At 70.6% G+C, this 25,280-nt stretch carries 25 protein-coding genes; 10 read left to right on the top strand and 15 right to left on the bottom strand.

The window, feature by feature from the left end:
• Positions 1–41 precede the first annotated feature (41 nt).
• The 4 genes from CDO52_RS04680 to CDO52_RS04695 all read right to left on the bottom strand — a co-directional run bounded on the left by CDO52_RS04680 (position 42) and on the right by CDO52_RS04695 (position 3,585).
• Positions 42–821: a GIDE domain-containing protein gene (locus CDO52_RS04680; RefSeq protein ID WP_017621259.1), complete on the bottom strand. Its 780-nt coding sequence runs from the start codon at positions 819–821 to the stop codon at positions 42–44.
• A 352-nt stretch (positions 822–1,173) separates the two neighbouring features.
• Positions 1,174–2,202: a CAF17-like 4Fe-4S cluster assembly/insertion protein YgfZ gene (gene ygfZ, locus CDO52_RS04685; protein ID WP_017621258.1), complete on the bottom strand. Its 1,029-nt coding sequence runs from the start codon at positions 2,200–2,202 to the stop codon at positions 1,174–1,176.
• Positions 2,203–2,211: 9 nt separating this feature from the next.
• Positions 2,212–2,682 (bottom strand): Fur family transcriptional regulator, encoded by a 471-nt coding sequence (locus CDO52_RS04690; RefSeq protein ID WP_017621257.1) that lies wholly within the window; start codon positions 2,680–2,682, stop codon positions 2,212–2,214.
• 357 nt (positions 2,683–3,039) lie between these two features.
• Positions 3,040–3,585 (bottom strand): FABP family protein, encoded by a 546-nt coding sequence (locus tag CDO52_RS04695; protein ID WP_017621256.1) that lies wholly within the window; start codon positions 3,583–3,585, stop codon positions 3,040–3,042.
• A gap of 450 nt (positions 3,586–4,035) precedes the next feature.
• Between CDO52_RS04695 and CDO52_RS04700 the strand changes: the two genes are divergently transcribed.
• Together CDO52_RS04700 and CDO52_RS04705 are read left to right on the top strand one after the other, a co-directional pair.
• Positions 4,036–4,812 (top strand): GIDE domain-containing protein, encoded by a 777-nt coding sequence (locus CDO52_RS04700; RefSeq protein ID WP_017621255.1) that lies wholly within the window; start codon positions 4,036–4,038, stop codon positions 4,810–4,812.
• 66 nt (positions 4,813–4,878) lie between these two features.
• On the top strand, positions 4,879–5,241 hold the full coding sequence (locus CDO52_RS04705; RefSeq protein WP_026126312.1) for a DsrE family protein: 363 nt from the start codon (positions 4,879–4,881) through the stop codon (positions 5,239–5,241).
• Positions 5,242–5,358: 117 nt separating this feature from the next.
• Here CDO52_RS04705 and CDO52_RS04710 read toward each other — a convergent pair whose 3' ends face one another.
• The 5 genes from CDO52_RS04710 to CDO52_RS04730 all read right to left on the bottom strand — a co-directional run bounded on the left by CDO52_RS04710 (position 5,359) and on the right by CDO52_RS04730 (position 10,171).
• On the bottom strand, positions 5,359–6,105 hold the full coding sequence (locus CDO52_RS04710) for a phosphoglyceromutase (RefSeq protein ID WP_026126311.1): 747 nt from the start codon (positions 6,103–6,105) through the stop codon (positions 5,359–5,361).
• 139 nt (positions 6,106–6,244) lie between these two features.
• A complete protein-coding gene (locus CDO52_RS04715) occupies positions 6,245–6,754 on the bottom strand; it encodes a YbjN domain-containing protein (RefSeq protein ID WP_017621252.1) in 510 nt (169 codons plus the stop codon).
• Positions 6,755–6,811: 57 nt separating this feature from the next.
• A complete protein-coding gene (mshA, locus tag CDO52_RS04720; RefSeq protein ID WP_232524384.1) occupies positions 6,812–8,119 on the bottom strand; it encodes a D-inositol-3-phosphate glycosyltransferase in 1,308 nt (435 codons plus the stop codon).
• A 335-nt stretch (positions 8,120–8,454) separates the two neighbouring features.
• Complete coding sequence (locus CDO52_RS04725) at positions 8,455–9,465, bottom strand: alpha/beta hydrolase-fold protein (protein WP_017621250.1); 1,011 nt, start codon at positions 9,463–9,465, stop codon at positions 8,455–8,457.
• Positions 9,466–9,643: 178 nt separating this feature from the next.
• Positions 9,644–10,171, bottom strand: coding sequence for an O-acetyl-ADP-ribose deacetylase (locus tag CDO52_RS04730; RefSeq protein WP_026126309.1), 528 nt, complete (start codon positions 10,169–10,171; stop codon positions 9,644–9,646).
• Positions 10,172–10,427: 256 nt separating this feature from the next.
• Here CDO52_RS04730 and CDO52_RS04735 point away from each other — a divergent pair, with 256 nt between their 5' ends.
• From CDO52_RS04735 to CDO52_RS04745, 3 genes are all read left to right on the top strand, one after another.
• The gene (locus CDO52_RS04735; protein ID WP_083920105.1) at positions 10,428–10,796 is read left to right on the top strand and encodes a BlaI/MecI/CopY family transcriptional regulator; all 369 of its coding nucleotides are present in this window, start codon (positions 10,428–10,430) and stop codon (positions 10,794–10,796) included.
• Positions 10,797–10,800: 4 nt separating this feature from the next.
• Positions 10,801–11,742, top strand: coding sequence for a M56 family metallopeptidase (locus tag CDO52_RS04740; RefSeq protein WP_017621247.1), 942 nt, complete (start codon positions 10,801–10,803; stop codon positions 11,740–11,742).
• Between the two features lie 158 nt (positions 11,743–11,900).
• A complete protein-coding gene (locus tag CDO52_RS04745; RefSeq protein ID WP_017621246.1) occupies positions 11,901–12,206 on the top strand; it encodes a DUF2516 family protein in 306 nt (101 codons plus the stop codon).
• Here CDO52_RS04745 and CDO52_RS04750 read toward each other — a convergent pair.
• The 3 genes from CDO52_RS04750 to CDO52_RS04760 are packed head-to-tail and all read right to left on the bottom strand — an operon-like array spanning position 12,129 to position 16,559.
• Entirely contained in the window at positions 12,129–14,492 is a 2,364-nt protein-coding gene (locus CDO52_RS04750) for a hypothetical protein (RefSeq protein ID WP_017621245.1), read from the bottom strand. The two genes, CDO52_RS04745 and CDO52_RS04750, sit on opposite strands and share 78 nt — an antisense overlap.
• A 48-nt stretch (positions 14,493–14,540) precedes the next feature.
• Positions 14,541–15,554 (bottom strand): neutral zinc metallopeptidase, encoded by a 1,014-nt coding sequence (locus CDO52_RS04755; RefSeq protein WP_017621244.1) that lies wholly within the window; start codon positions 15,552–15,554, stop codon positions 14,541–14,543.
• Positions 15,555–15,602: 48 nt separating this feature from the next.
• Entirely contained in the window at positions 15,603–16,559 is a 957-nt protein-coding gene (locus CDO52_RS04760) for a neutral zinc metallopeptidase (protein WP_017621243.1), read from the bottom strand.
• 231 nt (positions 16,560–16,790) lie between these two features.
• On the opposite strand from CDO52_RS04760, the gene CDO52_RS04765 reads away from it, so the two are divergent.
• Positions 16,791–18,566, top strand: coding sequence for a DUF2207 domain-containing protein (locus tag CDO52_RS04765; RefSeq protein WP_232524385.1), 1,776 nt, complete (start codon positions 16,791–16,793; stop codon positions 18,564–18,566).
• 27 nt (positions 18,567–18,593) lie between these two features.
• Positions 18,594–19,019, top strand: coding sequence for a D-aminoacyl-tRNA deacylase (gene dtd / locus CDO52_RS04770; protein ID WP_017621241.1), 426 nt, complete (start codon positions 18,594–18,596; stop codon positions 19,017–19,019).
• An 87-nt stretch (positions 19,020–19,106) separates the two neighbouring features.
• On the opposite strand, the gene CDO52_RS04775 is transcribed toward dtd, so the two are convergent.
• Both CDO52_RS04775 and CDO52_RS04780 read right to left on the bottom strand, forming a co-directional pair.
• Positions 19,107–19,802 carry a response regulator transcription factor gene (locus CDO52_RS04775; RefSeq protein WP_017621240.1) on the bottom strand — a complete coding sequence of 232 codons (696 nt, stop codon included), beginning with the start codon at positions 19,800–19,802 and terminating at the stop codon, positions 19,107–19,109.
• Positions 19,799–20,977, bottom strand: a complete 1,179-nt coding sequence (locus CDO52_RS04780) for a sensor histidine kinase (protein ID WP_394340777.1) — start codon at positions 20,975–20,977, stop codon at positions 19,799–19,801. Before CDO52_RS04780 ends, CDO52_RS04775 begins: the two co-directional genes overlap by 4 nt.
• 124 nt (positions 20,978–21,101) lie before the next feature.
• Between CDO52_RS04780 and phoU the strand changes: the two genes are divergently transcribed.
• The 3 genes from phoU (at position 21,102) to ispF (ending at position 23,143) form a co-directional block, all read left to right on the top strand.
• Positions 21,102–21,764 carry a phosphate signaling complex protein PhoU gene (gene phoU / locus CDO52_RS04785; protein ID WP_017621238.1) on the top strand — a complete coding sequence of 221 codons (663 nt, stop codon included), beginning with the start codon at positions 21,102–21,104 and terminating at the stop codon, positions 21,762–21,764.
• Between the two features lie 386 nt (positions 21,765–22,150).
• Complete coding sequence (locus CDO52_RS04790) at positions 22,151–22,633, top strand: CarD family transcriptional regulator (RefSeq protein WP_017621237.1); 483 nt, start codon at positions 22,151–22,153, stop codon at positions 22,631–22,633.
• 36 nt (positions 22,634–22,669) lie between these two features.
• A complete protein-coding gene (gene ispF / locus CDO52_RS04795; RefSeq protein WP_193373711.1) occupies positions 22,670–23,143 on the top strand; it encodes a 2-C-methyl-D-erythritol 2,4-cyclodiphosphate synthase in 474 nt (157 codons plus the stop codon).
• A gap of 80 nt (positions 23,144–23,223) precedes the next feature.
• Here ispF and CDO52_RS04800 read toward each other — a convergent pair whose 3' ends face one another.
• Positions 23,224–24,951, bottom strand: a complete 1,728-nt coding sequence (locus CDO52_RS04800; RefSeq protein WP_020380415.1) for a DUF2637 domain-containing protein — start codon at positions 24,949–24,951, stop codon at positions 23,224–23,226.
• Positions 24,952–25,280: the final 329 nt, after the last annotated feature.

Here is a 25,280-nt window from a genome sequence, read left to right on the forward strand (position 1 = left end):
CCGTCGTGGCCCCGTCACCGGGGCACGCGTGCCACGCCCTCTTACAGCAGGATCAGCATCGCGGCCAGGATCAGCAGCGCGACGGGCAGCAGCCCGAACCCGAGCAGCTCCTTGTGCCAGTCGGCGCTGATCATCTCCTGCTCGGTGTGGGTGGAGATGCTCACCGGGTCGTCTTCGGTGCCCTCGATGAACATGTCGCCGTCCTCGTTGCGGCGTGCCAGGCCCCCGACGAACAGCTCCTGGCCGGGGCGGATGACCCACTCCTTGTAGGTGCAGCCCGGGGTGAGACCGGCGGGGCCGATGACCGTGGTGCTGGTGCACTTGTCCTTGCCCACGGCGGCCAGCTGCGCCGGAGAGAGGATGTCGGCCGGCGGCTCCTCGCTCGCGACGAACTGGTCGACGCTGACCTCGGGGTCGTTGACCTCGGCCCAGTCGGGCGCGCAGAGCACGCTGCCGGTCGTGTCGCTCATCCGGAACGGTTCGTGGGAGTGCAGGCCGAACAGCCGCTCGACCTCAAGGCGGTCGCCCGGTCCCCGCTCCTCCCGGTAGTGGTGGTGGGTGACCTCCACACGGAACCAGACACACGGTGTCTGCGAGTAGGGGGAGGTCAGCAGGCCTCCGGGCCCCTCGGCGGCGGTCGCGTTGATCTCGGCGCGTGACGGCAGCCGTTCGCACGCCTGCAGACCACCCGCCGTGTAGTCGGGGGTCAACTCAAGCCGCCGACGGTGCCGGTGGGCCCGCATGGCACGCAGCCACAGGAAGGCACTGAAGCCGACCAGCGCTAGCGCGATCAGCTGGAGTGTTGGCGCTACTTCATCCACGGTGTCGTCCTCGTGAACCGATGCGAGTCAATGATTGTTATGGCAGGTCGGGGGGCATTTCCCGATGCCGATTCCATCTGTATCCCGAGGCGAATCCACGGGGCAATGATTTCGGGTGTTCAGGTTTCGCTAAGAGAGACCCTGGGTACCCGCATTTGGCCTGCTCCTTGGGCGCGCGGAGGGCCTACTGCTCATGGCATCCCGCGCACATATCAGATGCGGAATACCACGCCCCGGTTCCCCGCAGTGGCAAAGAGCACACACATATAAGGATAGGGCCGGTCGTGGGACCGGCCCCGCACGCATGTCCGCTTGTGGCCGCGTGTTTTCGCGTCCGTCATTCGGCCGGTGATCAGGCCGGCCGGCGCCGGAGGCCGATCTGGGCGTTGGCGCCCGTGTCCGGCGGGACGATGACCTCCTGACCTGCCGCGATGCCGTCCACGACGAATTCGGCGTCGACGGGGACATTGCGCTTGACCAGACCGAGCGCGATCGGGCCGAGCTCGTGGTGGCGCGCGGAGGAGCCCACGGCGCCGACGGCGCGGCCGCCGAGCTCGATCGACGCCCCCTGCTCGGGCAGGCGCTCGGCGGTGCCGTCCAGGTGCAGCAGCACCAGGCGGCGCGGCGGGCGCCCCAGGTTGTGCACCCGCGCGACCGTCTCCTGGCCCGGGTAGCAGCCCTTCTCGAGATGCACGGCGCGGCCGACCCAGTTCATCTCGTGCGGGATGCTGCGGTGGTCGGTGTCCCGCCCCAGGCGGGGCCGGTGCTCGGCGATACGCCGGGCCTCATACGCCCACATCCCCACCGGGCGGGCACCGGCGGCGGTGAGCGCCTCGGCGACCGGGGCGAGAGCGTCGGCCGGGAGGAACAGGTCGGTCTCGTCCTCGGCGCGGCGTAGGGGAACGTCGTCCAGCCGGTCGGCGACGGCCTCCAGGGCCTTCTCCCGCTCGGGGCCGGCCAGCGTGAGGACGCGGCGGCTGTCGCTGAGGTCCTCGACCTCCACGCGCAGCATGAACCGCATGGAGTCCAGGAACTGCGCCAGGTCCGCGGCGGCCCCGGGCTCGGTGTGCGCCCAGACGGCCGTGCCGTCCTCGACGACCGACAGGTGGAACCGGATGTGCCCCTTGGTTTCCATCACCAGGGCCTCGGTCGCGGTGCCCGGCGCGATGCCGTCCAGGAACTGGCTGGTGAGGCTGTGCAGCCAGCTCAGGCGGTCGGGGCCGGTCACCCGGACGACGCCGCGGTTCCCGCGGTCGATCCATCCGGCGGCGTCCTCCAGGGCGCGGCCCTCCTGGGCGGGTTCCCCGTAGTGTGCGGCGACGTCGGCGTCCGGGGGCTCGGCGGCGACGGCCCCGGCGCGCGTCAACAGCGGCGAAGTCATACTTCGAGCCTATGCGGTCTCGGTGCCCCGTTCCGCGCCCGCGTCCGCCTCCTGCCCGGCCGCCGCGGCGCGGCAGCGGCTGCACTGGCCGACCACCGTCAGGTGGCGGGCGTCGGCCTCGAAGCCGAGGTCGCGGCGGAGCCGCTCGACCAGCGGATCGGCCAGCTCGAGCGCGGTGTCGGTGACCTCGCCGCACTCCCGGCACACGACGTGCAGGTGGTCGGCCTCCTCGGCGAGATGGTAGGAGGGCGCGCCCGCTCCGAGGTGGGTGTGCGTGATCAGCCCGACCTTCTCGAGCACGTCGAGGGTCCGGTAGACGGTGGAGAGGTTGAGCCCGGCGGCGGTCTTCTGCACCTCGGTGCAGATGGCGTCCGGGGTGGCGTGCTCCAGCTCCCGGACGGCTTCGAGCACCAGCTGCCGCTGCGGGGTCACGCGGTAGCCACGGGCGCGCAGCTCTTCACGCCAGGTGAGGTGCGACATGCCCTCGAGTCTAGGCGGTGGCCGGGTGACACCCGCCACGCCGGAGTCCGGCGTGAGGCCCGCGAAAAAACATTTGCCCTGTGTGGAGCGGCGGACATAACGTCAGAATCACGCAGGAAAGGAGGTGGTCCTAACAGTGAAGGCTTATGGGACTTGCGAGGTGTCCGCCCGCTAGGGCGACACGAAGAGTCGGATCGCTCTAGCGAATCCACAGTGGACACCCGGATCCCCGGGCAGCCGGACCTTGTCCTACCCGGCCCCGCCGCCCAGCGGAGGGAAGCGCCTGGGGATCTGTCATGCCCGCGCCGTCCCCGGCCACGGGCATGACAACGGGCACCGCACCCGCCTGTTCCCGGCTCAGCTCTGCGTGGTGGCCTGCTTGAGCTGGGCGGACATGTAGGAGCGCAGCTCCTGGCCGTGTGCGGCCATGTCCCACGCGTAGCCCAGCGTCTCGCGGTTGTCGCCGAACAGCCCGTAGAGCCGGTGCCCGGCGGTGACGTGCTTGCCCGTCTCGGTGCGCAGCACCACGTCGGTGGACATCTCCACGCGGTGGGCGAAGATGTTGCCGAGGTAGAGCTCCGTGAAGCCCTCGGGGTGCGAGATCAGCACCTCCAGGTGGATCGTCGGAGAGTCGGCGGTCGGCTCCGTGCCCTGCTCCGCCTCCGACTGGCGGATCCGCCAGAAGCCGGACTCGGAGGTCACGAAGTCGCCGAGGGAGCCGTCCTCGTTGATCCGCCACACGCGGCTGCGGTAGGTCAGGTAGGGCTCTCCGTCGTGCGTGAACTCGATCTCCTGGCCGAACTGGAACTCGTCCATGTCCGTGTAGCCGGCGACGCCGACACCTTCCCAGCGACCGATCAGGAACGACAGCTTCTCAAGATCGGGGTGCACCTCAGGCTGCATAATGTCCGAGGGTAGTCGCGGTGCGGGGGTGGCCTGTGCACTTTGGAGTACGGGTGTCGTCCGCCCCCTCGCCCCCCGTCCGAATACCGGTGGCTGTTCCGTCCGTTCCTGGTGAGCGTGTGGCATGCCTCGCAGTGCCGCCGCGTACGGGCTCGCGCGGGGCCGTACCGTGCCATTGACACCGATCGCCTGGATATCGGTGTCACGCAACGTACGCGACGTGCCAGGACATGCCGCGTCTTCCGCTGAACGGCGCGTTATCAATCTGTAATTTACGGTTCTGTCGTCCGCGTCGGGTATCAACGTTGATCGCTCCCGACCTGGGAAATCGGCCGCGAACAGGGGCAGCTGCGGTGTTCCGTCGCTACGTCCGTGCCCGCGGAACCTGGTAAAGAAGATGCCAATGCCACGACGATGTGTGGACGGCGAGTCACAGAAAAGAGGCGGCCCGTGTTGCTGGTGATCGGGGTAGTGCTGCTGCTCGGCGCAGCGATCCTGGCACCCCTGGCCATCCGGGCGGTGCGCAGATGGTCCCTGCAGCGGGGCATGGCCGAGGTGCGCCCCCGGGCGCTGGCCACGTGTGCCGGGCGGCAGGTCAGCGTCTCCGGGACCGCCGTGCCCGGCCCCAACGGCGCCATCGAGTCGGGCCTGGCCAGCGCCGAGTGCGTCTGGCACGGCCACGAGGTGCTGCGGCACTACTGGGCGCTCACCCGCAGCCCCGAGACCGCCGTTCACGACCGGGAGCGCGCCTCGGACTCCATCGCCGACTACGGTTCCTCCGAGCTGTTCGGCATCGTCGGTCCCGGAAACTCCGCCGACGGCTCGCCGGTCCTGATCGATCCCGAGGACGCCGCACTGTCCGGCGCCCACATGTGCCTGCAACGCGTCGTCGGCCGCCCGCAGCCCGGTGTGCCCGCCCAGGCCGACGACCTGCTGCCCCGGGTCAAGGGGAAGATCTCCGGTCTCTTCCGCGGCGAGACCATCGAGTTCGAGTACCGCGAGTGGGTGCTGCGCCCCGGCGACCCGATCGTCGTCCACGGGCGCCTGGAGATGCGCGACGGCCGCCCGGTGATCACCGCGCCGCTCGACGGGCGACTCCGCATCGAGCAGGGCGGCGACCGCCCGGAGGCCCCGTCCGCGCACCGCGCCACGGACGCTCTGCTGCTCAGCGGCAGCGCCGTGGTGACCGCCTGCACCGGCGTGCTGCTGGTGTTCGCCGGAGCCTGAGGGAGCGCGGAGGGCTATCGGCAGGGGCGCGCTTCATCGCGGTGCCCGCGGGGCTACGCTGGCCCCATGAGTCGCTCATTGGTGATCAAGGCCACGTCCGGTGAGGATGCCCCGGAACGGTGTAATCAGGCGTTCACGGTCGCCGCGGCAGCGGTGGCGAGTGGCGTCGACGTGTCACTGTGGCTCACCGGTGAGGCCAGCTGGTTCGCCGTCCCCGGTCGGGCCGAGTCCTTCTCCCTCCCGCACGCGGTGCCGCTCGGCGACCTGCTCCAGGGCATCCTGGCCGGTGGGAGGGTCACCGTCTGCACCCAGTGCGCCGCGCGCCGGGACCTCACCGAGGACGACCTGATCGACGGCGTGCGCATCGCGGGCGCCCCGACCTTCGTCGAGGAGGCCACCGCCGACGGAGTACAGGCGCTGGTGTACTAGCCGCCACGTCCACACCGCGTCCCTGACCCTGATCACCGCCGGGTGCGGGCCGCTGGAACAGCGAAAGGCCCGCGCCCCCATGGGAGCGCGGGCCGTGGACAGCGGGATGGGCGGCGGCTACTTCTTGCCCTGGTTCTTCACGGCTTCGATCGCGTCCTTGGCGGCCTCGGGGTCGAGGTACTCGCCACCGGTCTTGCGCGGCGTGAAGTCGTCGTTGAGCTCGTAGACGAGGGGGATGCCGGTCGGGATGTTGAGCCCGGCGATGGTCGCGTCGTCGATCCCGTCCAGGTGCTTGACCAGCGCGCGCAGCGAGTTGCCGTGCGCCGCGACCAGGACGGTGCGCCCGGCGGCCAGGTCCGGCACGATCTGGTCGTACCAGTACGGCAGCATGCGGTCGACGACGTCGGCCAGGCACTCCGTGCGCGGCATCAGCTCGGTCGGGAGCTCCGCGTAGCGGCGCTCGCCCACCTGGGAGTAGGGGTCGTTGTCGGCGATCGGCGGCGGGGGCGTGTCATACGAGCGGCGCCAGACCATGAACTGCTCGTCGCCGTACTCCTCGCGCGTCTGGGCCTTGTCCTTGCCCTGGAGCGCGCCGTAGTGGCGCTCGTTGAGCCGCCAGGAGCGCCGCACCGGAAGCCAGTGCAGGTCGGCGGCCTCAAGGGCGAGGTTGGCCGTGCGGATCGCGCGCTTGAGTACCGACGTGTGCACGATGTCGGGGCGAAGGTCGGCCTCGTGCAGCAGCTTGCCGCCCCTGCGCGCCTCCTCCTCACCCGTTGCCGAAAGGTCGACGTCCACCCAGCCGGTGAACAGTCCTTCGGCGTTCCAGACGCTTTCGCCGTGTCGAAGTAGAACCAGAGTCCCCATGGTGGCCAGCCTAGCGAGTCGGTGCCGGCGCCCTGACCTCGCCTTCGGCTTGGAGCCTCTCCTCCGTTGATCTCGGGGATATCGACCGAATTATGGCGGACATTCGGTCGATATCCCCGAGATCAACGGAAGTGGGGGGTTACCCGGGCCCCGGGCTCTCGATCAGGTGCCGGAAGGCCTCCAGGTTGCGCAGGCTGTACCCGCTGCTCTCGCGCCAGGCCCACTCCTTGCGGATCGAGGAGGCGAACCCGCGCTCCAGAGCCGCGTTGAAGTTCTCGTCGGAGTAGGTGAGCACGCAGCCCAGCAGCCGGTCCACCTCGTGCGGAGTGACGGCGGCCAGCGGCATTCGGCCGGTGATGTAGACGTCCCCGTTGTCATCAGCGGAGAAGGCCATGCCGTACATGTCCTCGTTCAGCTGCAGCAGCCAGCGGTAGAACCCGCCCTCGTTCTCGTCGGGCCGACGGCAGAAGAACGTCTTCACCAGGAGACTGTGCTCTCCGACGTTCAACCAGACCAGCGTCTTGAGCTTGCGCACGCCGGGCAGGGAGATCAGGAACGCTTCGGGGCGCGGACGCTCGAACTCGAGCTCCGCCTCCTTGACCGCGGTCTCGATCGCGGTGATGGCGTCGGCCTGGTGCTGCGTCGGCATCGGTGTCCCTCGTGTGCGAGTCGGGGCGGAGTGCTGGTGGGCGGACCTGTGGCGGGCCTACTGGCAGGCCGCGACGGGGAGCGGTTCGGAGACCAGGGTTCCACGGTAGACGTCCAGCAGCCCGTCCACCGTCGCCGACCAGGTCAGTGTGGCGGCGTGGCCGACACCCGCGGCGCCCAGGGCGTCGCGCCACGACCGCTCGGTGATCATGTGGTGCAGCGCCCGCGCGTAGTCGTCCGGGTCGTGTCCGTCGATGAGCACGCCGGAGACCCCGTCGCGCACCGCCGTGGGCAGGCCGCCCACCCGCGCCGCGACAACGGGGGTGCCGCACGCCTCGGACTCCACGGCGACCAGACCGAAGGACTCCGAGTGGGAGGGGACGACGGTGGCGGTCGCCGCGCGGTAGTAGTCGGCCAGCTCGGCGCGGGAGCGCGGCGGCTCCATCCGCACCACGTCGGCGATCCCCAGCGACCGGGCGAGTTCGGCCAGCCGCCGCGGCTCGGCGACATCGGCGCCGGACTGGCCGCCGACGACGGCCACCACGAGTCGGTCGCGCAGCGCGGGGTCGCGCTCCAGCAGCGCCGCCGCCGCGCGCAGCAGCACGTCGGGTGCTTTGAGCCGCTGGACGCGGCCGACGAAGAGCAGCAGCTCGGCGTCGGGCGGCAGCCCGATGCGGCGCAGCGCCTCCGTGCGCGACCCGGGGGTGAACATGTCCAGGTCGACGCCGGGCGGCACGGTGCTGACCCGGCTCGGGTCGGCGTCGTAGTAGGTCATGAGCTGGGCGGCCTCGTCGGCGGTGTTGGCGACGAGGTGGTCGGACTGCCGGACCAGCTGGTCCTCGCCGCGCACGCGTGCGTCCGGCTCGGCGGTGTCGCCCTGGGCCAGTGCCATGTTCTTGACCCTGGCGAGCGTGTGCATCGACTGCACCATCGGCACGCCCCACCGCTGCGCGGCGACGAGCCCGGCACGGCCGGACAGCCAGTAGTGCCCGTGGACGAGGTCGTAGTGGCCCGGAGCGTTGTGGGCCTCGGTCTGCAGCACGCCGAAGATGAACGGACACAGGTAGTGGGCAAGCGCCTGCTTGTCCAGCCCGCCGAAGGGGCCGGCGGGGATGTGCCGGACGGTGACGCCGGGCACCATCTCGACCGTGGGCGGCTGGTCGGGCCGCGTGGCCCGGGTGAAGACGTCGACGGCGACGCCGCGGTCGGCCAGCCGTTTGGCGACCTCGACCACGTAGACGTTCATCCCGCCCGCGTCGCCCGTCCCCGGCTGTTCGAGCGGGGAGGTGTGCAGGCTGATGGTCGCGATCCTGCCGGGAAGCCGGAGATGCTCGGGCTCATCGGGATCCGTCCCGGGTCCGGGCACACCACGAACGTCCGCGACCAATGTTTCCGTCCCCTCTTTCGGCTGCCGCGCCCTTCTCCTGTCCACAACACGGGCGACGGCGCGTCGTGTTCCCCGGTCGGGCCGTCCCCGCGATGTGCGAAGCGCTACCTATGATGAACGCCGCGCTGCGCGCGGCGTGCGTCCGGGGTGGGGTAATCGGGGTGAATCGGGCGCCCACGCGGGCCTGCGGGGCCGCACGGCCGGGGAAGCCGGCACAGAAGGACCGGCCCGTCGCGGCGGGCGGAGAGAGACGGACCACATTTCCCCGGCCGACCGTGGGGACGCCCGCCGCGTGAGCGGGGCGCGGCGTCGGGTCAGTCCGCGCTGGACGTCGGGGCGATTCCCAGGTCGGGGGCGGCCCACTGCTCCACGAGGAAGTCCACGGCCTCGGGGAAGGTCTTCTTCCAGGTCTCGAAGTCGTGCTCGCCTTCGGGGAAGGAGGTCCGCACGGTCATGTCGCGCTCGCGCAGCAGCTTCTCGAACCGCCGCGCCTCGCCGTGGATGCTGCCCTCCTGCAGAGGGGTCCGGTCGTCGGTGCCCTCGACGAGCATGAAGCGGATGTCGCGGACGCCTGGCTCGTCCACGAGCTGGTCGGGGGCGTGGGCGTCGGCGTTGTCGCCGAAGGTGCCGCTGGGGTCGTCCACCTTGTAGTACCCCGCCCAGCTGACGGCCTGGGAGTAGAGGTCGGGGTGGCGCAGCGGTAGCGCCGCGGCCGCGTATCCGCCCATGGAGAAGCCGCCGATCGCGCGCATCGCGCGGGGGCGGCGGTGGTCGCCCTCGACCGCCTCGATCGCCTTCTCGGTCACGAAGGTCTCGATCTTGAAGCTGCCGTCGACCGCGTCGCCCCACTCGGTGTCGGCGCCGCCGATCTCCTGCCCGAAGGGCGCGGCGATGACGAACTCCACCCCGCTGCGGCACATCTCCTCGTCCAGGAGCGGCCCGATGTCGGCCTCCATGATCGTGCGGTGCGTGCTCGTGGAGCCGTGCAGCAGGTAGAGCACGGGCAGGTCGGCGCTGTCGGGGCCGGGTGGGCGGCGGACCCAGACGGGGCGTCCGGGGGCCGGGGCGCCCGGGTCGGGGACGTGCAGGATCTCGTCGGTGCCGGGTTCCTCGCAGACGGCCACCTCGCCGGGGCGCGAGCGGAGCGGAGCGACGAGGTTCTGGGGTGTGCTGTTCACGCTCGGCCGGGGGCGGGGCGCGGTGTCCTGGGCGGCCGCCCCGGCGTGCTGTTCGGTGCCTTTGAACGCGGCGAGCGCGGCTGCGAGCGCTACGACCAGCGAGGTCGCCACCAGGAGGAGGGCCCTGCGGGAAACAGTCGTGAACACACCGAGATCCTAGGAGTGGGGATGGAACCGATGCGGGTCCGCATCGGGTGGGGGTAGGGGGCGCGGGTTTCGGTGCCGGGTGCGCACGCTCCGACATCGAAGGGTAGGCATTAGACTACCAACTGTAGTCAATGGCGGGTTTTCGCGTGCCGGGATGGCGGGTTTTCTCCGTGTGCCACTACCGGTCTGATGAGTCCGACGCGCCGACCGCCCGCTCGAACGCCGCGTATGCGTTGGCGTCGAAGAGAACGAAACGCACGTCGCGCACGGATGCCGGGGTCTCCCGGACCGTCCGGACGGCGATGCGCGCGGCGTCGTTTATCGGCCAGTGGTAGACCCCGGTCGAGATGGCGGGGAAGGCCACACTGTGCGCGCCGAGTTCGTCGGCGACCCGCAGCGACTCCCGGAAGCACGAGGCGAGCAGCGCGGACCGGTCCTCGGTCGCGCTGTGCACGGGGCCGACCGTGTGGATGACCCACCGCGCGGGCAGCCGCCCCGCCGTGGTCGCCACGGCCTGCCCCGTGGGCAGTCCCTTCCCGTAGGTCGAGGCCCGCAGCTGTCGGCACTCGGCGAGGATCTCCGGCCCGCCCTTCCGGTGGATCGCGCCGTCCACACCTCCGCCCCCGAGGAGGGAGGTGTTCGCGGCGTTCACGATCGCGTCCACCCGCTGCTCGGTGATGTCGCCCTGAACCAGGTGGATGTCCATATAGCCCTCCTTTTCCCAGGCGTCTTCGGCGAGTCGCGAAAGATCACGTCCTCCGCCGTAGCGCCAGGCGGTCGCCGAGCCGGTGAAGTCCATCTCCACACTGTCGAATGCCGCGAAGGCCTCCTGCGCCTGCTTGCCGACCGCGAATGAACTCCAGGCCGCATTGGAAGTCACGGGATGCCTCCATAGTCAGAGGAAGAGGGATGTAACTCAGGGGTGCGACGTGGTGTAGTACTACCCTCGGTAGACTTGAGGTATGAATCGGCTCGGAGATCTTGAACGTGCGGTGATGGATGTACTGTGGGCACAGGACGAGCCGTTGACAGTGCGTGAAGTGGGTCGGGCCCTCGCGGATCGCGACCTCGCCCACACCACCGTGATGACGGTACTCGACCGCCTCGCCAAGAAGGAGGTCGTCTCCCGGGATCGGGAAGGGCGCGCGTGGCGCTACCGCCCGGCCGCCAGCCGGGAGAGCTACGTGTCCGAGCTCATGTACGACGCGCTTGGCGAGACCGGTGACCGCGATGCCGCCCTGGCGGCCTTCGTACGGTCCATGAGCGGCACCGAAGCCGAAGCGCTTCGCCGTGCCCTCGCCGATGCGGATCTCGACGAGCCAAGGACGTAGCCGTATGGTCAGTGCCGCTCTGCTCACCGTGATCGCGGTCGGCTGTCTCTTCGCGGCGGCACGCCTCCGACAGGCCTCGTGGCCGGTCCGCGGCCCCTACGTCGCCGTCATCGCGTGGCAGGCGCTGGGCCTGGCCTGGGGCATCTCCACCATCGGCGCGCTCCTCGCGTTCGGTCTCGCGCCCTATGAGCGCGGCGTCTTCGGCGGCCTGATCTCCCTGTTCCAGGATGCCGCCTCGCACGACCTCTACCTGTCCGAGATCGCCGGGACCTCCTTCGGTTCCGCGCAGATCGCGGCCGTGGTCCTCGCGTTCGGCCTGACCCTCCTCCTCTTCTGCGGTCTGGTCGCCTCGTTCGTGCAGGTGGTGCGCACCCGGCGGCGCCACCACGACCTCCTGGGCCTCGTGGCCCGCGACGACCCCGACGTGCCCGGCGCCCGCATCCTCGACCACCCCGTGGCCGCCGCCTACTGCCTGCCCGGCGTCCTGCGCTCCCAGGTGGTCATCAGCGCCGGAGCGCTGCGCATGCTGGAGCGCGACGAACTCGCGGCGGTCATCGCCCACGAGCACGCCCACCTGCGCCAGCGCCACGACCTCGTGCTGCTCCCGTTCTCCTCGCTCAAGCGCGCCTTCCCGCACGTCAAGCTGGTCGAGACCTACTACAGCGCGGTCGCCCTGCTCATCGAGATGTGCGCCGACGACCAGGCGGGCCGCGAGCGCTCGCCCAAGGAGCTGGCGAAGGCGCTGGTGCGCTTCGGCACCTCCGGCTCCGCCGCGGTCCCGGCCGGTGCGCTGGCCGCCGCCGTGGACCAGCCCGAGGTCGTCACCCGCGTCTCGCGCCTGCTCAACCCCGTCGGCGAGCTGTCGCGCCGGGCCACCGTCACCGTCCTGGGATCGGCGTCGATTCTGATGGTCACTACCCTGGGTCTGTGGCATCTGCCCATGTGACGCCGGTCCTCGCGCGGGCCCGGCCGTCGGGCGGCGCGGTCACGTGGGACACGCTCGGGTCGGGCACGATCCGGCGGCGTTCGGCGTTGTGTTTGGGGAAGGCGGGTCCCGGCGCGGCCGGGGAAGCCCATCGTCACGTCAATGTTTCGGAGCGGCTCGTGCTCGGCAGTTCGATCGTGTTCGTCTGGCAGATCATCTACATCGCGATCTTCGTCACGACCCTGTACGCGTTCATCGAGGCACTGCGCGTTCCTGCGCAGGCGTATCCGGCGATGGACAAGCAGACCAAGGGCCTGTGGGTGGGGATCCTCGGTGTCGGGCTGTTCGTCTCCCTGAGCGCCGCCCTGACGTCCTACGGGTTCTTCACCTTCCTGGCGCTCGTCGCCTCACTGATCTTCCTGCTCGACGTCCGCCCCGCGGTGCGCGGGATCGGCCGTAACGACGGACCCTACGGGCCGTGGTAGCCGCTCGACCTCCGGCGCCCGCGCCACCCGCCTGACCGCCGCCAACGCGGCCTCGGTGTAGGCGGGATCGCGCGTGTAGAAGGAGTGGCCGAGCACCGGCGGCCGCAGGGCCTCGCCCTCGCCGGGGTCGAAGTGGCGCGGGTCCGGCAGCGGTTCGGCGAACCCGACGAACGCCGTCGCGCCCTCCTCCGCGTCGCGCTCCACCTCGATGGGGCCGCCGATCGCGTCGGTGGCGCGCCACAGGTTCCGCCAGTAGTCCACCCGCGCGTAGAGGTCGCCCAGCGCCCGCGGGCCGAAGTAGGCGGGGAAGTAGCGCGCGTACAGCCGGTAGAGCGGCGAGCCGTGCGTGAGCAGCACGACGTGCGACCGACAGCGGGCGGGCAGCTGCCAGGCCGTCGCCGCCGCCAGCACCGACCCCTGCGAGTGGCCGGAGAGCACCACCCCGATCCCCCGGCCCGTCTTCCCCGCGACCCGCGCCACCAGCTGCGGTACCGCCCGCTCGGCGTAGGACGGCGGCGCGAGCGGGTGGGCGGCGCGCGGCCAGAACGTCCCGATGTCCCACAGCACCCCGACCACCTGCCGGGTCGGCCGGTTCCGGTAGGCGCTGCCACCGATCGCCACCAGCGCGACGAGGAACAGCCCGCCCAGCCACGAGCCCACCGTCACCATGGCCGCGACCGTTCCCTGGATCCAGCCGGTCGCCCCGGAGACGGCCATGAACGGGCCGTCCACCGCCTCCGGCGCCACCGACAACCGCCCCGTCACCGCCGAATACAGGACCAGCACGATCAGCGCGACGACAGGCAGCAGGAACGCCGCGAGGACGGCGGGCAGCGTCTCGGTGAGGCTGCCGAACGCCCGCGCCTTGGCCAGCTCGCGGGTCCGGCGCTCCCGCGGGTCGCGCTGGTACAGCGCGGCCACCACGTCGACCTCGCGCCGGGTCCGGTTGTGCATCCAGATCCACAGCACGGCACCCGCCACCAGGGCGATGACCGCCTCCATGGTGAAGGCGAGCTGCAGCCACGCGAAGCCGCCGGGAGCGTGCAGCTCGATGCACCCGGTCGCCTTCGCGCCGGGGTAGTAGCACCCGCCCAGCATCCCGGCGGACTGGTAGACCACGGCCGCCGTCAGCACGCCGCCGAGCAGCGTCCCGAGCGCGGCGGCGGCAGGACCGGCCATGCCGCGCAGCGGGATGTCGGCGTGCGCCCGCCCGCCCCGGTACAGCACGATGGCGCTGACCAGCAGCAGCACCCCCAGCGCGCACTGGGCCGCGAACAGCGCGTTGAGCCCGACGCCGAAGCCGGGCAGCCGGCCGGTGGCCTCCCACCCCGGTCGCGGCACCAGCACATACAGCAGCGTGACCGCGAGCAGGAACAGCGCCAGATTGCGCAGCACTCGGCAGATCGCGTCGGCGTACCCGTTCCACCGGGGATCGGTCCCGGGAACGAGGACGCTCAGCGTGCTGCCGGTGAAGGTGAGCGCGACCAGGACGGACAGCGTCGTGCCCAGCACCGGGGAGCCGACCGCCCGGTCGTAGCCCAGCGCGGGCGCCAGCAGCAGAGTGGTCACCGCGGCGACGGCCGCGGCGATGTGCGCCGAGCGCAGCCGCCCCATGGTCCGGCTGTTGTGCCAGAACTCCGGGTCGCTGAGCGGCGCCTTGGGGTGGTGGACGGGCTTGTAGGGCGGTTCCACGACCTCGTAGACGCTCTCGGTCCGCCGCGACAGCCGCCAGAGCAGCGCGATCACCACGAGCGGCAGCAGCGCGCCGATGACCAGCGCCCATCCCGGCGTCGCCACGGGCGATTCGGGTGCGGACAGGAAGCCGAGCAGCGGGCGCAGCTCCGCGCACTGCTCGGCGTAGCCGGAGCACTGCCAGCCGATGAGGTCCATCCCCACCCCGGCCGCGGCCAGGGTGAGCAGCATGGTGAGGCTCAGCGCGAGCAGGCGCACCGCCAGCCCGTAGCCGGTGTCGGCGAGGCGGCGCACCGGGCCGGGGCGGTCGCCCGGCCGCCCGGGCCGCATCCAGTAGGCGATGTTGACCAGCATGAACGGAAGCAGGAGCAGCCACAGCGCGCGGGAGGCGCGACCGGAGGTCAGGTTGCCCCAGGCGAAGATCTCGCGGGGGACGTCGTCCTCCAGTTCGGTGTCGGGTTTGCGCCGCCACCGGAAGAACCCGGCCAGGCCGTCACCGGAGATCCGCATCGCCGGTTCGACGTCCAGCAATTCTTCTGCCTCGCCGCCACTGACACCGTGGATTCGCAACTCCACCGCACGCTCATCCGGCATATCCCGATTTTCACACGCACGGCGGCAAATTCGTATGACCGCAGTCGCTCATTCCAGCAGAGCCGTATTCTCGGTCGCCCAGGTGTTGCAGGTGCCGGGGCTCTGTCCGGTCAGGCCCTGGTCGAGCCAGTAGCGGCTGTTCTCCGCCGTGCCGTGGGTGCGCTCCTCCTCCGGGCCGTTCTCCCGGTCGGCGGTGGCCTCGGCGTCGGTGAGGACCGCCGACCGGTCGGCGTCGGTGAGGGGGTAGCTGACCTGGACGGAGCCGAGGAACGCCCCGGCGAAGCAGTTGGCCTGCAGTTCGCTCTTGCGGGTCCAGCTGTTCTGGTCCTCGCGGTCGGCCTCCTGGCCGCGCCGCTCGTGGTAGTACTCCAGCAGACCCGATTCGCCCTGCACGTGGTGGCCGTACTCGTGGGCGATCAGCGAGGCGTAGACGACGCTGTCGTCGGCCTCGTTCCACTTCCGCACGACGTCCTCCACGCCGATGTAGATGCCGGTGTCGGCGCGGCAGTAGAAGGCACCGGCGGCCGAGGGGTAGTCGCGGCAGGGGCTGCGGCCCGGTTCCCGCCAGAAGACCCGCCGCGGCGGGTGGAACGGGATCCCGGCCCGGTCGAACTGGCGCTGCCAGGTGTCGTCGAGGCAGTCGGCCATCGCGTTGAGGAAGGTTTCGACGGAGTCGGGGTCGTGGATGTCGAGGTCGGGGGCGGGGCAGGGGAGCGGGGACAGCCGCCCGGTGTCGTAGAGGGGGTTGGCCACGAGGGCGGACTCGCCCGACGGGCGCCGCGCGTCGGCCTCCTCGCCGCCACCGGTATCCGAGCCCGGCGTCCCGCGCAGGTCGCCCGGATCCGACGTGGGCGGTTGCGCGGTGCCGGCCCCGGCGCTCGCTGGCGGCTGGGGGTCCGCGCCTCCGGTGGTCGCGTTCCAGGCCAGGGCGGTCAGCGCGAGGACGAAGACGGTGAGAGCGGCGTACAGCGCCAGGCGGCGTTGTTGGGGCAGCAGCCATCCGCCGAGGCGCCCCAGGGCGCCTCGGCCGTGCGCGGGCGGCTCACCGAGACCCGGTTCCACGCTTGTCCGTTGATCCATCCGGCCGCTGGGGCGCGCGCCGCTCCGCCGTCATTCGACCAGGTCCTCCCGGGCGATCCAGGTGTTGCATGCGGCCGGGTCCCCCCGGTCCATTCCGTGGGCGGTCCACATCCCCCCGTTCTCGGGGGAGCCGTGCGTTCGGTCGTCGGTGCTGTAGTCGCCCCGACGCTCAGCGTCTTTGAGGATATTCGCATGCGCGCGGTCGGTGATCGGGAACGTGTCGCCGATCGCACCCAGAAACGTCCCACCCAGGCAGTTGGCCTGCAGTTCGCTGCGCCGGGTCATCAGGTGGCGGTCCTGGGCGCTGTCCTTCCCGCCACGCGCGCTGTGGAAGTAGGTCAGGATCCCCGCCTCGCCCTGCACGTGGTGCGCGTACTCGTGGCTGAGCAGGAAAGTGTAGGCCTCGGGGTGCCGATTGTCGCCGGAGTTGCGCACGATGTCCTCGACACCGAGGTAGAGCCCCTTGTTGGCCTGGCAGTAGAACGCGGCCGTGCCCTCGGCCGGGAAGTTGCCGCACGGGCTCTGTCCGGAGGCGTACCAGTAGACCCGGGTGGGGCGCTCGAACGCCATGTCCGTCTCGGCGAACTCCTCGCTCCACGCCTTATCGAGGCAGTCGGTGATCTCGTGGAGGAAGGCCGCCATCGACTCCGGGTCGTCCGGGTCGAGCTCCGGCGCGGGGCAGGTGACCTCGGTCAGCCGCTCGCCCTCGTACAGCGGGTTGTCGGTGAGGACGTCGGGGCCACGGGAGGCCACGCCGCTACCGGCCGCGGCTCCCCCTCCGGCAGTGGGGCGACCCGGGTCGCTGAACATCGCCGAGACACTCACGAAACCGGCCAGGCCGATGGCCGACAGGCCGGTCAGCAGGACCATCGTCACCGCGGGGTTCAGCCGCCGCCGCGTTCTGCGCGCGTACTCCGGAAGCTCGTAGCGCCGCGCGTCGCGCACCCGGCCGTCGCTCAGGCGCGTTCTGGCCCGGGTCTGGGCCATGGCCGATTCACCCCCCGTCGGCGGTTGGATGGCTGCCGGCGGAGCGCGCACGCGCCACCCGCCGGTCAGTGTGAGCCGGGCGGCCCCTGCCACGCCCGACCTGAACGATTATGACGGGTATGGCGGGCTTGTGCCCTCTCTTGCCCTCCCTGTCCCCAATCCGTGACCGGCCGGTATCACGTCGACCGGGGTGAACGGATAGGCTCTCACGCCATGTGGTGGGTTCGGATCATGCGCCCGGTGCCGGCGGCCGCGGCAGTCGTGGCGGCAACACTTCTCACCGCCCTCCCCACCGCACCCGCCACCGCGTCCGAATCGCCCTCCGCCGCCCAGGCCTCGACAGCCCCGCCGAACCACGCCGTCGTCCCCTCCGAGCGCGGCGACCGCATCGTCAACGACATCTCCCTGCGCCTCGACGACGACGGTGTGCTGCACGCCAAGGAGACCATCTCCTTCGGCACCGCCGCACCCGAGGAGTTCACCCGCACCTTCGTCACGCGCGAACCCTACGACGCCGACAACGACCGGCTCTACGAGATCGACGACGTCGCCGCCGAGGCCGCCGACGGGTCCGCGGTCGCCACCACCACCGACGAGCACCGCACGACCACCGACATCCGGCTCGACTCCGCCGAGGCCGAGACCGTCGTCCTGCGCTACCAGGTGCGCGGCGTCGTGGACGAGGTCGGCGACGGCGTGGAACTGGGGTGGACGGCCGTCGGCGGCTACAGCGCCCCCGTCGCCGAGACCAACGTGGTCGTCGACGCCCCGCTGCCGCCCGTGGCACTGTCCTGCGCGGCCGGGGAGCCGCGCAGCTCCATCTACTGCACCTCCTCCGACATGGGCGGCCACCAGGCGCTGGTGGCCCGCTTCCTGCAGGCCGACCTCGCCCCCGGCCAGCGGCTGGACATCGTCGTCGGCTACCCCGCGGGGACCGCCCCCGGCACCCCCATCCTGGAGCGGAGCTGGTCGCTGAGCTCCGCCTTCGCCATCACCCCCATGACCAGCAGCATCTTCGGCGTGCTCCTGGTGGTCCTCGTCGGCGGCTTGTTCGCGCTGATCCGGATCCGCGGCCGCGACGAGCGCGCCCTGCGCACCCACGCCGCCGCGGGCGACCACGCCCCGCTGGAGCCCGGCGCAGGGGACCCCGGCGGAATCCGCTTCCACCCGCCCGACGACGTCCACCCCGGTCAGATCGGCACCCTCGTCGACGACCAGGTCAACGTGGTCGACCTCACCGCCACCGTCGTCGACCTCGCTGTGCGCGGCCACCTGACCATCCGGGAGCTGCCGCACGCCCAGTTCTCGCCCGTGGACTGGCGCCTGGAACAGAACCCCTCCCCGGCCGACGACGCGCTGCTGCCCTACGAGCGCAAGCTGCTCGACGCCCTGTTCGACCAGTGGCACCAGATCAAACTCTCCGAGCTGGGGCACAGCGGCTTCGCCGGCCGGCTGGCCGACGTCCGCGAGGAGCTCTACCGGGACATGGTGCGGCTCAAGTGGTTCGCCAACCGGCCCAATGTGGAGCGCAACCGCTGGGCCACGGGCGGCATCGCGCTCACGGTCGTCGGCGTCGCCCTCACCGTGCTGCTGGCCGTCTTCACCAGCGCCGCGTTCACCGGGCTGGCCGTCATCATCGCGGGCGCCGCCGTCACTGTCGGCGCGCAGTACATGCCCGCCAAGACGGCGCTGGGCAGCACGGTCTACGCCCACACCCTGGGCTTCCGCGCCTACCTGCTCGGCGCCGACACCGCCGACGTGCCCGAGGGCCAGCGGGTCCGGCTGTTCTCCCGCTACCTGCCCTACGCGATGATCTTCGACAACGTCGAGCGGTGGGCGGGCATCCTGGCATCCGCGGGCTCCGACGAGATGCAGGGCGACGCGCTGCCCTGGTACGTGGGGCCCGACGACTGGACCCTGGCGGACTTCGCCGACTCCATCAAGACGTTCACCCTGACCCTGGCGGGGGTCATCTCCAACGCCCGCCAGTTCCGCACACTCGTGTAGAGAGCCACAGAAAGGCGGGGAGCAGCAGTGCGAGCGGTCGTGCAACGCGTCGCCAACGCCGCGGTGACGGTCGAGGGCGCCGTCGTCGGCGAGATCACCCGGCCCGGCCTGCTGGCGCTGGTCGGCGTCACCCACAGCGATACCGAGGCCGAGGCCCGCAAGCTCGCCGCGAAACTGTGGAAGCTGCGGATCCTCGACGACGAGAAGTCCTGCTCCGACATCGGCGCCCCGCTGCTGGTGGTCAGCCAGTTCACGCTGTACGGCGACGCGCGCAAGGGACGCCGCCCCACCTGGCAGGCGGCGGCGCCCGGATCGGTGGCCGAACCCCTGGTCGACGCGGTCGTCAAGGAGCTCCGCGATCTGGGAGCCGAGGTCGCGACCGGGGTGTTCGGCGCCATGATGTCGGTGTCCCTCACCAACGAGGGCCCGTTCACCGTCATCGTCGAGGTCTGATACCCCATCCTCCGTTGATCTCGGAGATATTGGGGTAAAAAGCGGCGCTGAGACCCCAATATTCCCGAGATCAACGGAGGGGGTGGGCTACCCCTCCGCGGCGGCGGGCTCGAACTTGTAGCCCAGGCCGCGGACGGTGACGATGAACTTCGGATTGCCGGGGTCGTGCTCGATCTTCGCGCGCAGTCGCTTGACGTGCACGTCGAGGGTCTTGGTGTCGCCCACGTAGTCGGCGCCCCACACCCGGTCGATCAGCTGCATCCGGGTCAGCACCCGCCCCGCGTTGCGGAGCAGCACCTCCAGCAGCTCGAACTCCTTCAGTGGGAGCTGGACACTGTCGCCGCGCACCGTCACCACGTGCCGCTCCACGTCCATGCGGACCGGACCGACCTCCAGGGCGGTGGGCAGGGCCACCTCGTCCTCACCCCGGCGGCGGAGTACCGCCCGGATGCGGGCGACGAGCTCACGCGAGGAGAACGGCTTGGTCACGTAGTCGTCGGCGCCCAGCTCCAGGCCGACGACCTTGTCGATCTCACTGTCCTTGGCCGTGAGCATGATGACTGGCACGTTGGACTTCTGCCGCAGCGTTCGGCACACCTCGGTGCCCGGCAGGCCGGGCAGCATCAGGTCGAGAAGTACCAGGTCGGCCCCGGTCCGGTCGAACGTGTCCAACGCGACCGTCCCCGTCGATGCCACCGCGACCTCGAAGCCCTCTTTGCGCAGCATGTACGACAGGGCATCGCTGTAGGATTCCTCGTCCTCAACGACAAGTACACGCGTCACTGTGCTGCCTCCCGATAGGTGTGTTCCCCCGAGCCCGTCCGCTCGCGGGTCTGCGGCCGGGGAAGACGCAGTGTAAACGTCGACCCCGAGCCCTCCTTGCTCCACACGGTCACTTCACCGCGGTGGTGGGTCATGATGTGTTTGACGATGGCCAGCCCGAGGCCGGTCCCTCCGGTGGCGCGGCTACGGGCCGCGTCGACGCGGTAGAACCGCTCGAAGATGCGCTCCAGGTCCTGGGGCGGGATGCCGATTCCCTGGTCGGCGACGCTGATCTCCACCGCTTTCTCGGTGACATCAGCGGAGACCGATACGCGTGTGCGCTCTGGACTATAGGCGACGGCGTTGGCCACGAGGTTGCGCATGGCCGTGACGAGCAGGCCCTCGTCGCCCATGACGGTGATGTCGTCGGTGCCGCTGGAGACCAGCTCGATCTCCTTGGCGTCGGCGGCCATGCGCACCGCGTCGAGCGCCTCCTCGACCACGGTGGCCACCTCCACTTTGCCGGGCTCCGTCATCGGTTCGGCGCCCTGGATCCGGGAGAGGGTGATCAGGTCCTGGATGACACTGGTCAGCCGGGCGGCCTCCTGCTGCATGCGGCCGGTGAAGCGGCGCACGGCCTCGGGGTCGTCGCTGGCGTCGGCGACGGTCTCGGCGAGCAGCGACAGCGCGCCGACCGGTGTTTTCAGCTCGTGGCTGATATTTGCGACGAAGTCGCGGCGGACCGCCTCGACGCGGCGGCGCTCGGTCTGGTCCTCGGCGAGTACCAGGACCAGTCCGGTGCCTCCGAGCGGGGCGACGCGGACGGCGAAGGAGGTAGCGTCGGGACCGAACTTGCGAACGGCCACCTCGATCTCGGTCTCGCGGATGACGCCGTCGCGGCGCACGCGCCGGGCCAGCGCCAACAGGTCGCTGATGACGAGTTCCTCGCCACGCACGATGCCGAAGGCGCGCGCGGCCGAGCTCGCCCGCAGCACGCGGTCGGCGGGGTCGAGGACCACGGCGGACGAGGGCAGCGCGGCGAGCACCTCGGCGATGCCCGGTGGCAGCTCCGAGGTGAGCGGCGGCTCAGGGGCGCGGCTGCGGCCCGACTCGCTGATACGGAAGGCGAGCCCGGCGGCGAGGCCGATCACCAGCCCAACGATGCCGGCGACCGCGGCCAGCAGTTCTCCTTGCACATTTTCGATCGTAAGCGGGCGGATCCGGGCTTTACCCGAATGACCATGTGTTACAACCTAGATTCTGCGATTATTCACCGATCCTTCCGCAGTGATTCAGCTACTACCTGGGACGATGTGAACCATGCGCGACACCTACCATGAGGAGCTCGACGCTCTTGGCGAGCGGCTCGTCGAGATGACACGGCTGGCCCGGAACGCCATCGCGCGCGCGACGACGGCTCTGCTCGACGCCGACCTCACCGCCGCCCAGGAAGTCATCTCCGGAGACGATGAGCTCAACCGCCTCGACGACGAGATCGAGAAGAGCGCGTTCGATCTGATGGCCCGGCAGCAGCCCGTGGCCCAGGACCTCCGGATGATCATCACCTCGCTGCACATGGCGGGGGACCTGGAGCGGATGGGCGACCACGCGGTGCACATCGCGAAGATCGCGCGGCGCCGCCACCCCGACTCCGCCATCCCGGCCGAGCTGCGCTCGATCGTGCTGGAGATGGGGCACCAGGCCGAGCTGCTCGTCATCAAGGCTGGCGAGGTCGTGGGCAACCGCGACGTCGACACGGCGCTGGAGCTCGACGCCGACGACGACCGGATGGACCGGCTGCGCCGCAAGCTGCTGGAGCGGATCCTGCGTCCGGGCTGGCAGCACGGGGTCGAGGCGACGATGGACGTCACCCTGGCCGGTCGCTTCTACGAGCGCTTCGGCGACCACGCCGTGCACGTGGCGGACAACCTCGTCTACATGGTCACCGGCGAGAAGCCCAAGGACTACGACCCGGAGGTCTAGCCAGAGGGAGGTCTGGCTAGCAGGACGAGCTCGGATCGGGGACGGCCGGAGTCATGGACACGGCCGCCCCGCTGTCAGTGGCGAATATCACGTCGTGGAGGCCGCGCTCCTTGCGCCACCGGCGATCCGGGGTCAGAGGCGGGGGCATCCGCGAGTTTTCTCGATTCCGTCAGCGGCTTCTACCCGTTACTCTGGGTAGGTACTGCGGTCGGCGATGACCGGCGAGAACGTGTGGCCGGAACGGTTTCCCTGGGTGCCGGAAGCACCTCCGGCACACTTTGTCAAGCCCTGAAAAGCGCCGCTGACCTGCGCGTACACAAACGGAATAGGTACGTTAAGTCACAGATTCATGGTACCCTTGTGGTAGCGGAAGGGGTACTTGTCACATGACTTTCAAGGTCGGCGACACCGTTGTCTACCCCCATCATGGGGCTGCTCGTATTGAGGCGATCGAGACTCGCGCCATTAAGGGTGAGGATAGGACCTACCTGGTTCTGAGGGTCGACAAGGGTGATCTCACGGTACGCGTGCCTGCCGAGAACGCCCAGGATGTCGGTGTTCGCGACGTGGTAGGCCAGGAAGGCCTGGACCGGGTCTTCGAGGTGCTGCGCGCGCCGCACACCGAAGAGCCCACCAACTGGTCGCGGCGCTACAAGGCGAACCTGGAGAAGCTCGCCTCCGGGGATGTCAACAAGGTGGCCGAGGTCGTCCGCGACCTCTGGCGGCGCGATAGGGAGCGCGGTCTCTCCGCCGGAGAGAAGCGAATGCTTGCGAAGGCCAGGCAGATACTGGTCAGCGAACTCGCACTCGCGGAAAAGACCAACGAGGACAAGGCCGAAGCCCTCCTCGACGAAGTCCTCACCAATTAATAAAGGCCACGAAGAACCACTGCATTCATGGTGAAAATGCCACGGGTGGGCGTCGGAACCGACGTCCACCCATTTATGTCAGGACGTGTCCTTTTCCTCGCAGGTCTGGAATGGCCCGGCGAGGACGGCATGAGCGGTCATTCCGACGGCGATGTCGCCGCGCACGCCGCCTGTGACGCTCTGTTCTCAGCGACCGGCCTGGGCGACCTCGGCGCGCAGTTCGGCACATCCGACCCCCGGTGGAAGGGGGCCTCGGGCGCCGCGCTGCTGACGGAGACGGCGTCGCGGGTCCGTGCCGCGGGCTTCGAGATCGGCAACGTCGCGGTGCAGATCATCGGCAACCGGCCGAAGTTCGCGCCGCGCCGCCAGGAGGCGGAGAAGGCCCTCTCGGAGGCGGTGGGAGCGCCGGTCACGGTGTCGGCGACGACCACCGACGGCCTGGGCCTCACCGGCCGGGGCGAGGGGATCGCGGCCGTCGCCACGGCCCTGTGCGTGCCGCGGGACGAGTAGAGCCGACGCGGTCAACGTAAACGGGGGCGGGGGACCTGTACCAGGTCCCCCGCCCCCGTTTCGGCCGTCGTCAGCCCCGGTCAGTCCTGCGGCGGCGTGGGCTCACTGCGGACCATGCGGGACGGCGGGTCTGAGGGAAACGGGAAGGCGGCCATCGGCTGTCGGCGCGGCTTGAGCACCATCGGCCGCTTCTCGAGGGGGTCGCGCTCCTCAGCCGGAGCAGGCGCGTCCTGCGGTTCTTCGCTCACCGCGTCTCGGGACGCCCCCGCCGGCGCGCGATCCCCATCCCCGCCGTCATCCGGCTGGTCCGGCGCGTGCACGGGCACGATCTCGGCCTCGTCGCTCGTGGGATCGCCCGGGATGATGTCGTGCGGGAAGCTGTCATCGGCCTCCGCGGCCGGGGCGTCGACCGCTTGGTCAGCCGGGCTCGCATCGTCCGGGCCCCGCACGAGGTCCACTGGGTGGCCGCCGCTGGCCGCGACCTCCACCGCCTCCTTGATCGGATTTCCGGAGCCGGGCGTGCGCTTCGGCAGCCCGCCCGAGTCACTCCCGTCGTGCGGGTCCTCGGGCGTGTCGCCCTCGCCGTCGCTGTCATCGGTCGGCTCGCCGTGCTCGGCGCGCCGGTCCTCCCGGCGCCTCTCCGCCTCCCTGGCCTCCTCGGCCCTGCGGATCTCCTCGATCGCCTGCGCCTTGTCCGCCCACTCGTCCTCCTCATCGGCGGGCGTCGGTGGCAGCAGAGGCTCGGCGACCAGTTCAGGGTCCGCAGCGGGCGTGGGCTCGGGCTCCGGCTCGGCGGTCGATGCGGCCTCAGCGGCCGGTTCAGCCGTCTCCGCGGGTTCGGCCTCCGGCCGGTCACCGGCGTCCACAGGGGTGTCCGCCGGGGTATCCACGGGCCGCAGCAGGTGGACACTGGGCACCGGCGTAACGGTCACATCGTCATCAACGTCGTCATCACCGACGGTGTCGGGGGCGGGGTTCGCAACGACGTCAGGGCTCGTGCCGGAGAGAGGACCGCTCGCGCTCGCCTCCGCAGCGCTGTCGCCGCTCTTCGGGCGTTTGTCCTTGGTCTCGGCGCGGGGCCACAGCAGGGCGGGCTTGCGCCGCCGCTCCTCAGTCGGGGGTGCCTCCGCGCGTCTGTCGTCCTCGCTCTCCTCCCCCTCGCCGTCGTCGGTGTCGGTGTCCTCCGACCGCTCACGCGTCACCGCCGGGTTCGGGAACGGGCCGGTGGTCCGGACAGCGGGCGGATCGGCCTCCTCTTTCGCCGCTTCCACCAGGGGCTGTTCAGCAGGGACGGGCGGCGGCGCGACCGCGCCGCGCCGGGGCGCCGGGGTGGCGCGGTCCTCGTTCTCGCCGCGCAGGTGCGTGTAGACCCACATGAACACGCGGAACGCGACGAGCAGGGCGAGCCAGGGGGTCGCGGCGACGGCGACGACGACCACGCCCGTGGGGACCCTAGTCTCGGTGGCGTTCAGCGCGCTCGCTCCGGCCGCCAGCAGGATCAGGGCGAGGATCAGCGCGTCCGCCCACAGGCGGCGTGGCCGTGGAGCGGCGCGCAGCAGGTAGCTGGCCCCGAACGCCATCAGGAGCAGGAGGGTGAAGCCGCCCGGGTACAGGTGGGCGTACCGCCGCTCGATGCCGCCCTGGAGCGCGATCTGGTAGATGCCGTTGTACGAGAGCAGAACGGCGCATGCGGCGATCAGCAGTACCCCGACCCCCGTCAGGGCGATGGCGGGGAGCGGGGAGCCGGTGTCGGCCTGCCCGCGAGCGGTGCGCGGACCGGTGGTTTCGGAGGAGGGTTTAACGGCCATCGTGCGCAGAAGGGTAGTCCAGCAATCCCCGCTGACACGAGGTTCTGCCCGAAAGTGGCCGGATCCAGATCGGTCGGCCGTGCCGTCGGCAAAAGAAAACGGTCCAGTTCGTCGCGGATTATGCGGGGTCGGGTGACGGAAGGGTGACCGGGAGTGGGGAATGCCTCGGTTTCTTCGGACACTAAGACGGGAAATAGATCACGTCCAATTCCCGAAGGCCGCTGAGTGGCTCCGAGGCGCGTTCGCATGGACGACCGCGGCGGGGTGACCGGAGGCGGACAGAGGTCACCGTCATGCGACGAGGCGGCCCCGCGTGGCCCTGAAACAGC

This window comes from Nocardiopsis gilva YIM 90087 (assembly GCF_002263495.1).
Lineage (GTDB): Bacteria > Actinomycetota > Actinomycetes > Streptosporangiales > Streptosporangiaceae > Nocardiopsis_C > Nocardiopsis_C gilva.

Excerpts from the sequence above, each read along its gene's own strand:
- ygfZ (WP_017621258.1), bottom strand. The coding sequence starts at position 2,202 with ATGACTTCGCCGCTGTTGACGCGCGCCGGGGCCGTCGCCGCCGAGCCC.
- CDO52_RS04690 (WP_017621257.1), bottom strand. The coding sequence starts at position 2,682 with ATGTCGCACCTCACCTGGCGTGAAGAGCTGCGCGCCCGTGGCTACCGC.
- CDO52_RS04695 (WP_017621256.1), bottom strand. The coding sequence starts at position 3,585 with ATGCAGCCTGAGGTGCACCCCGATCTTGAGAAGCTGTCGTTCCTGATC.
- CDO52_RS04705 (WP_026126312.1), top strand. The coding sequence starts at position 4,879 with ATGAGTCGCTCATTGGTGATCAAGGCCACGTCCGGTGAGGATGCCCCG.
- CDO52_RS04710 (WP_026126311.1), bottom strand. The coding sequence starts at position 6,105 with ATGGGGACTCTGGTTCTACTTCGACACGGCGAAAGCGTCTGGAACGCC.
- CDO52_RS04715 (WP_017621252.1), bottom strand. The coding sequence starts at position 6,754 with ATGCCGACGCAGCACCAGGCCGACGCCATCACCGCGATCGAGACCGCG.
- CDO52_RS04730 (WP_026126309.1), bottom strand. The coding sequence starts at position 10,171 with ATGGACATCCACCTGGTTCAGGGCGACATCACCGAGCAGCGGGTGGAC.
- CDO52_RS04735 (WP_083920105.1), top strand. The coding sequence starts at position 10,428 with ATGAATCGGCTCGGAGATCTTGAACGTGCGGTGATGGATGTACTGTGG.
- CDO52_RS04740 (WP_017621247.1), top strand. The coding sequence starts at position 10,801 with ATGGTCAGTGCCGCTCTGCTCACCGTGATCGCGGTCGGCTGTCTCTTC.
- CDO52_RS04750 (WP_017621245.1), bottom strand. The coding sequence starts at position 14,492 with ATGCCGGATGAGCGTGCGGTGGAGTTGCGAATCCACGGTGTCAGTGGC.
- CDO52_RS04760 (WP_017621243.1), bottom strand. The coding sequence starts at position 16,559 with ATGGCCCAGACCCGGGCCAGAACGCGCCTGAGCGACGGCCGGGTGCGC.
- CDO52_RS04765 (WP_232524385.1), top strand. The coding sequence starts at position 16,791 with ATGCGCCCGGTGCCGGCGGCCGCGGCAGTCGTGGCGGCAACACTTCTC.
- phoU (WP_017621238.1), top strand. The coding sequence starts at position 21,102 with ATGCGCGACACCTACCATGAGGAGCTCGACGCTCTTGGCGAGCGGCTC.
- CDO52_RS04790 (WP_017621237.1), top strand. The coding sequence starts at position 22,151 with ATGACTTTCAAGGTCGGCGACACCGTTGTCTACCCCCATCATGGGGCT.
- ispF (WP_193373711.1), top strand. The coding sequence starts at position 22,670 with ATGCCACGGGTGGGCGTCGGAACCGACGTCCACCCATTTATGTCAGGA.
- CDO52_RS04800 (WP_020380415.1), bottom strand. The coding sequence starts at position 24,951 with ATGGCCGTTAAACCCTCCTCCGAAACCACCGGTCCGCGCACCGCTCGC.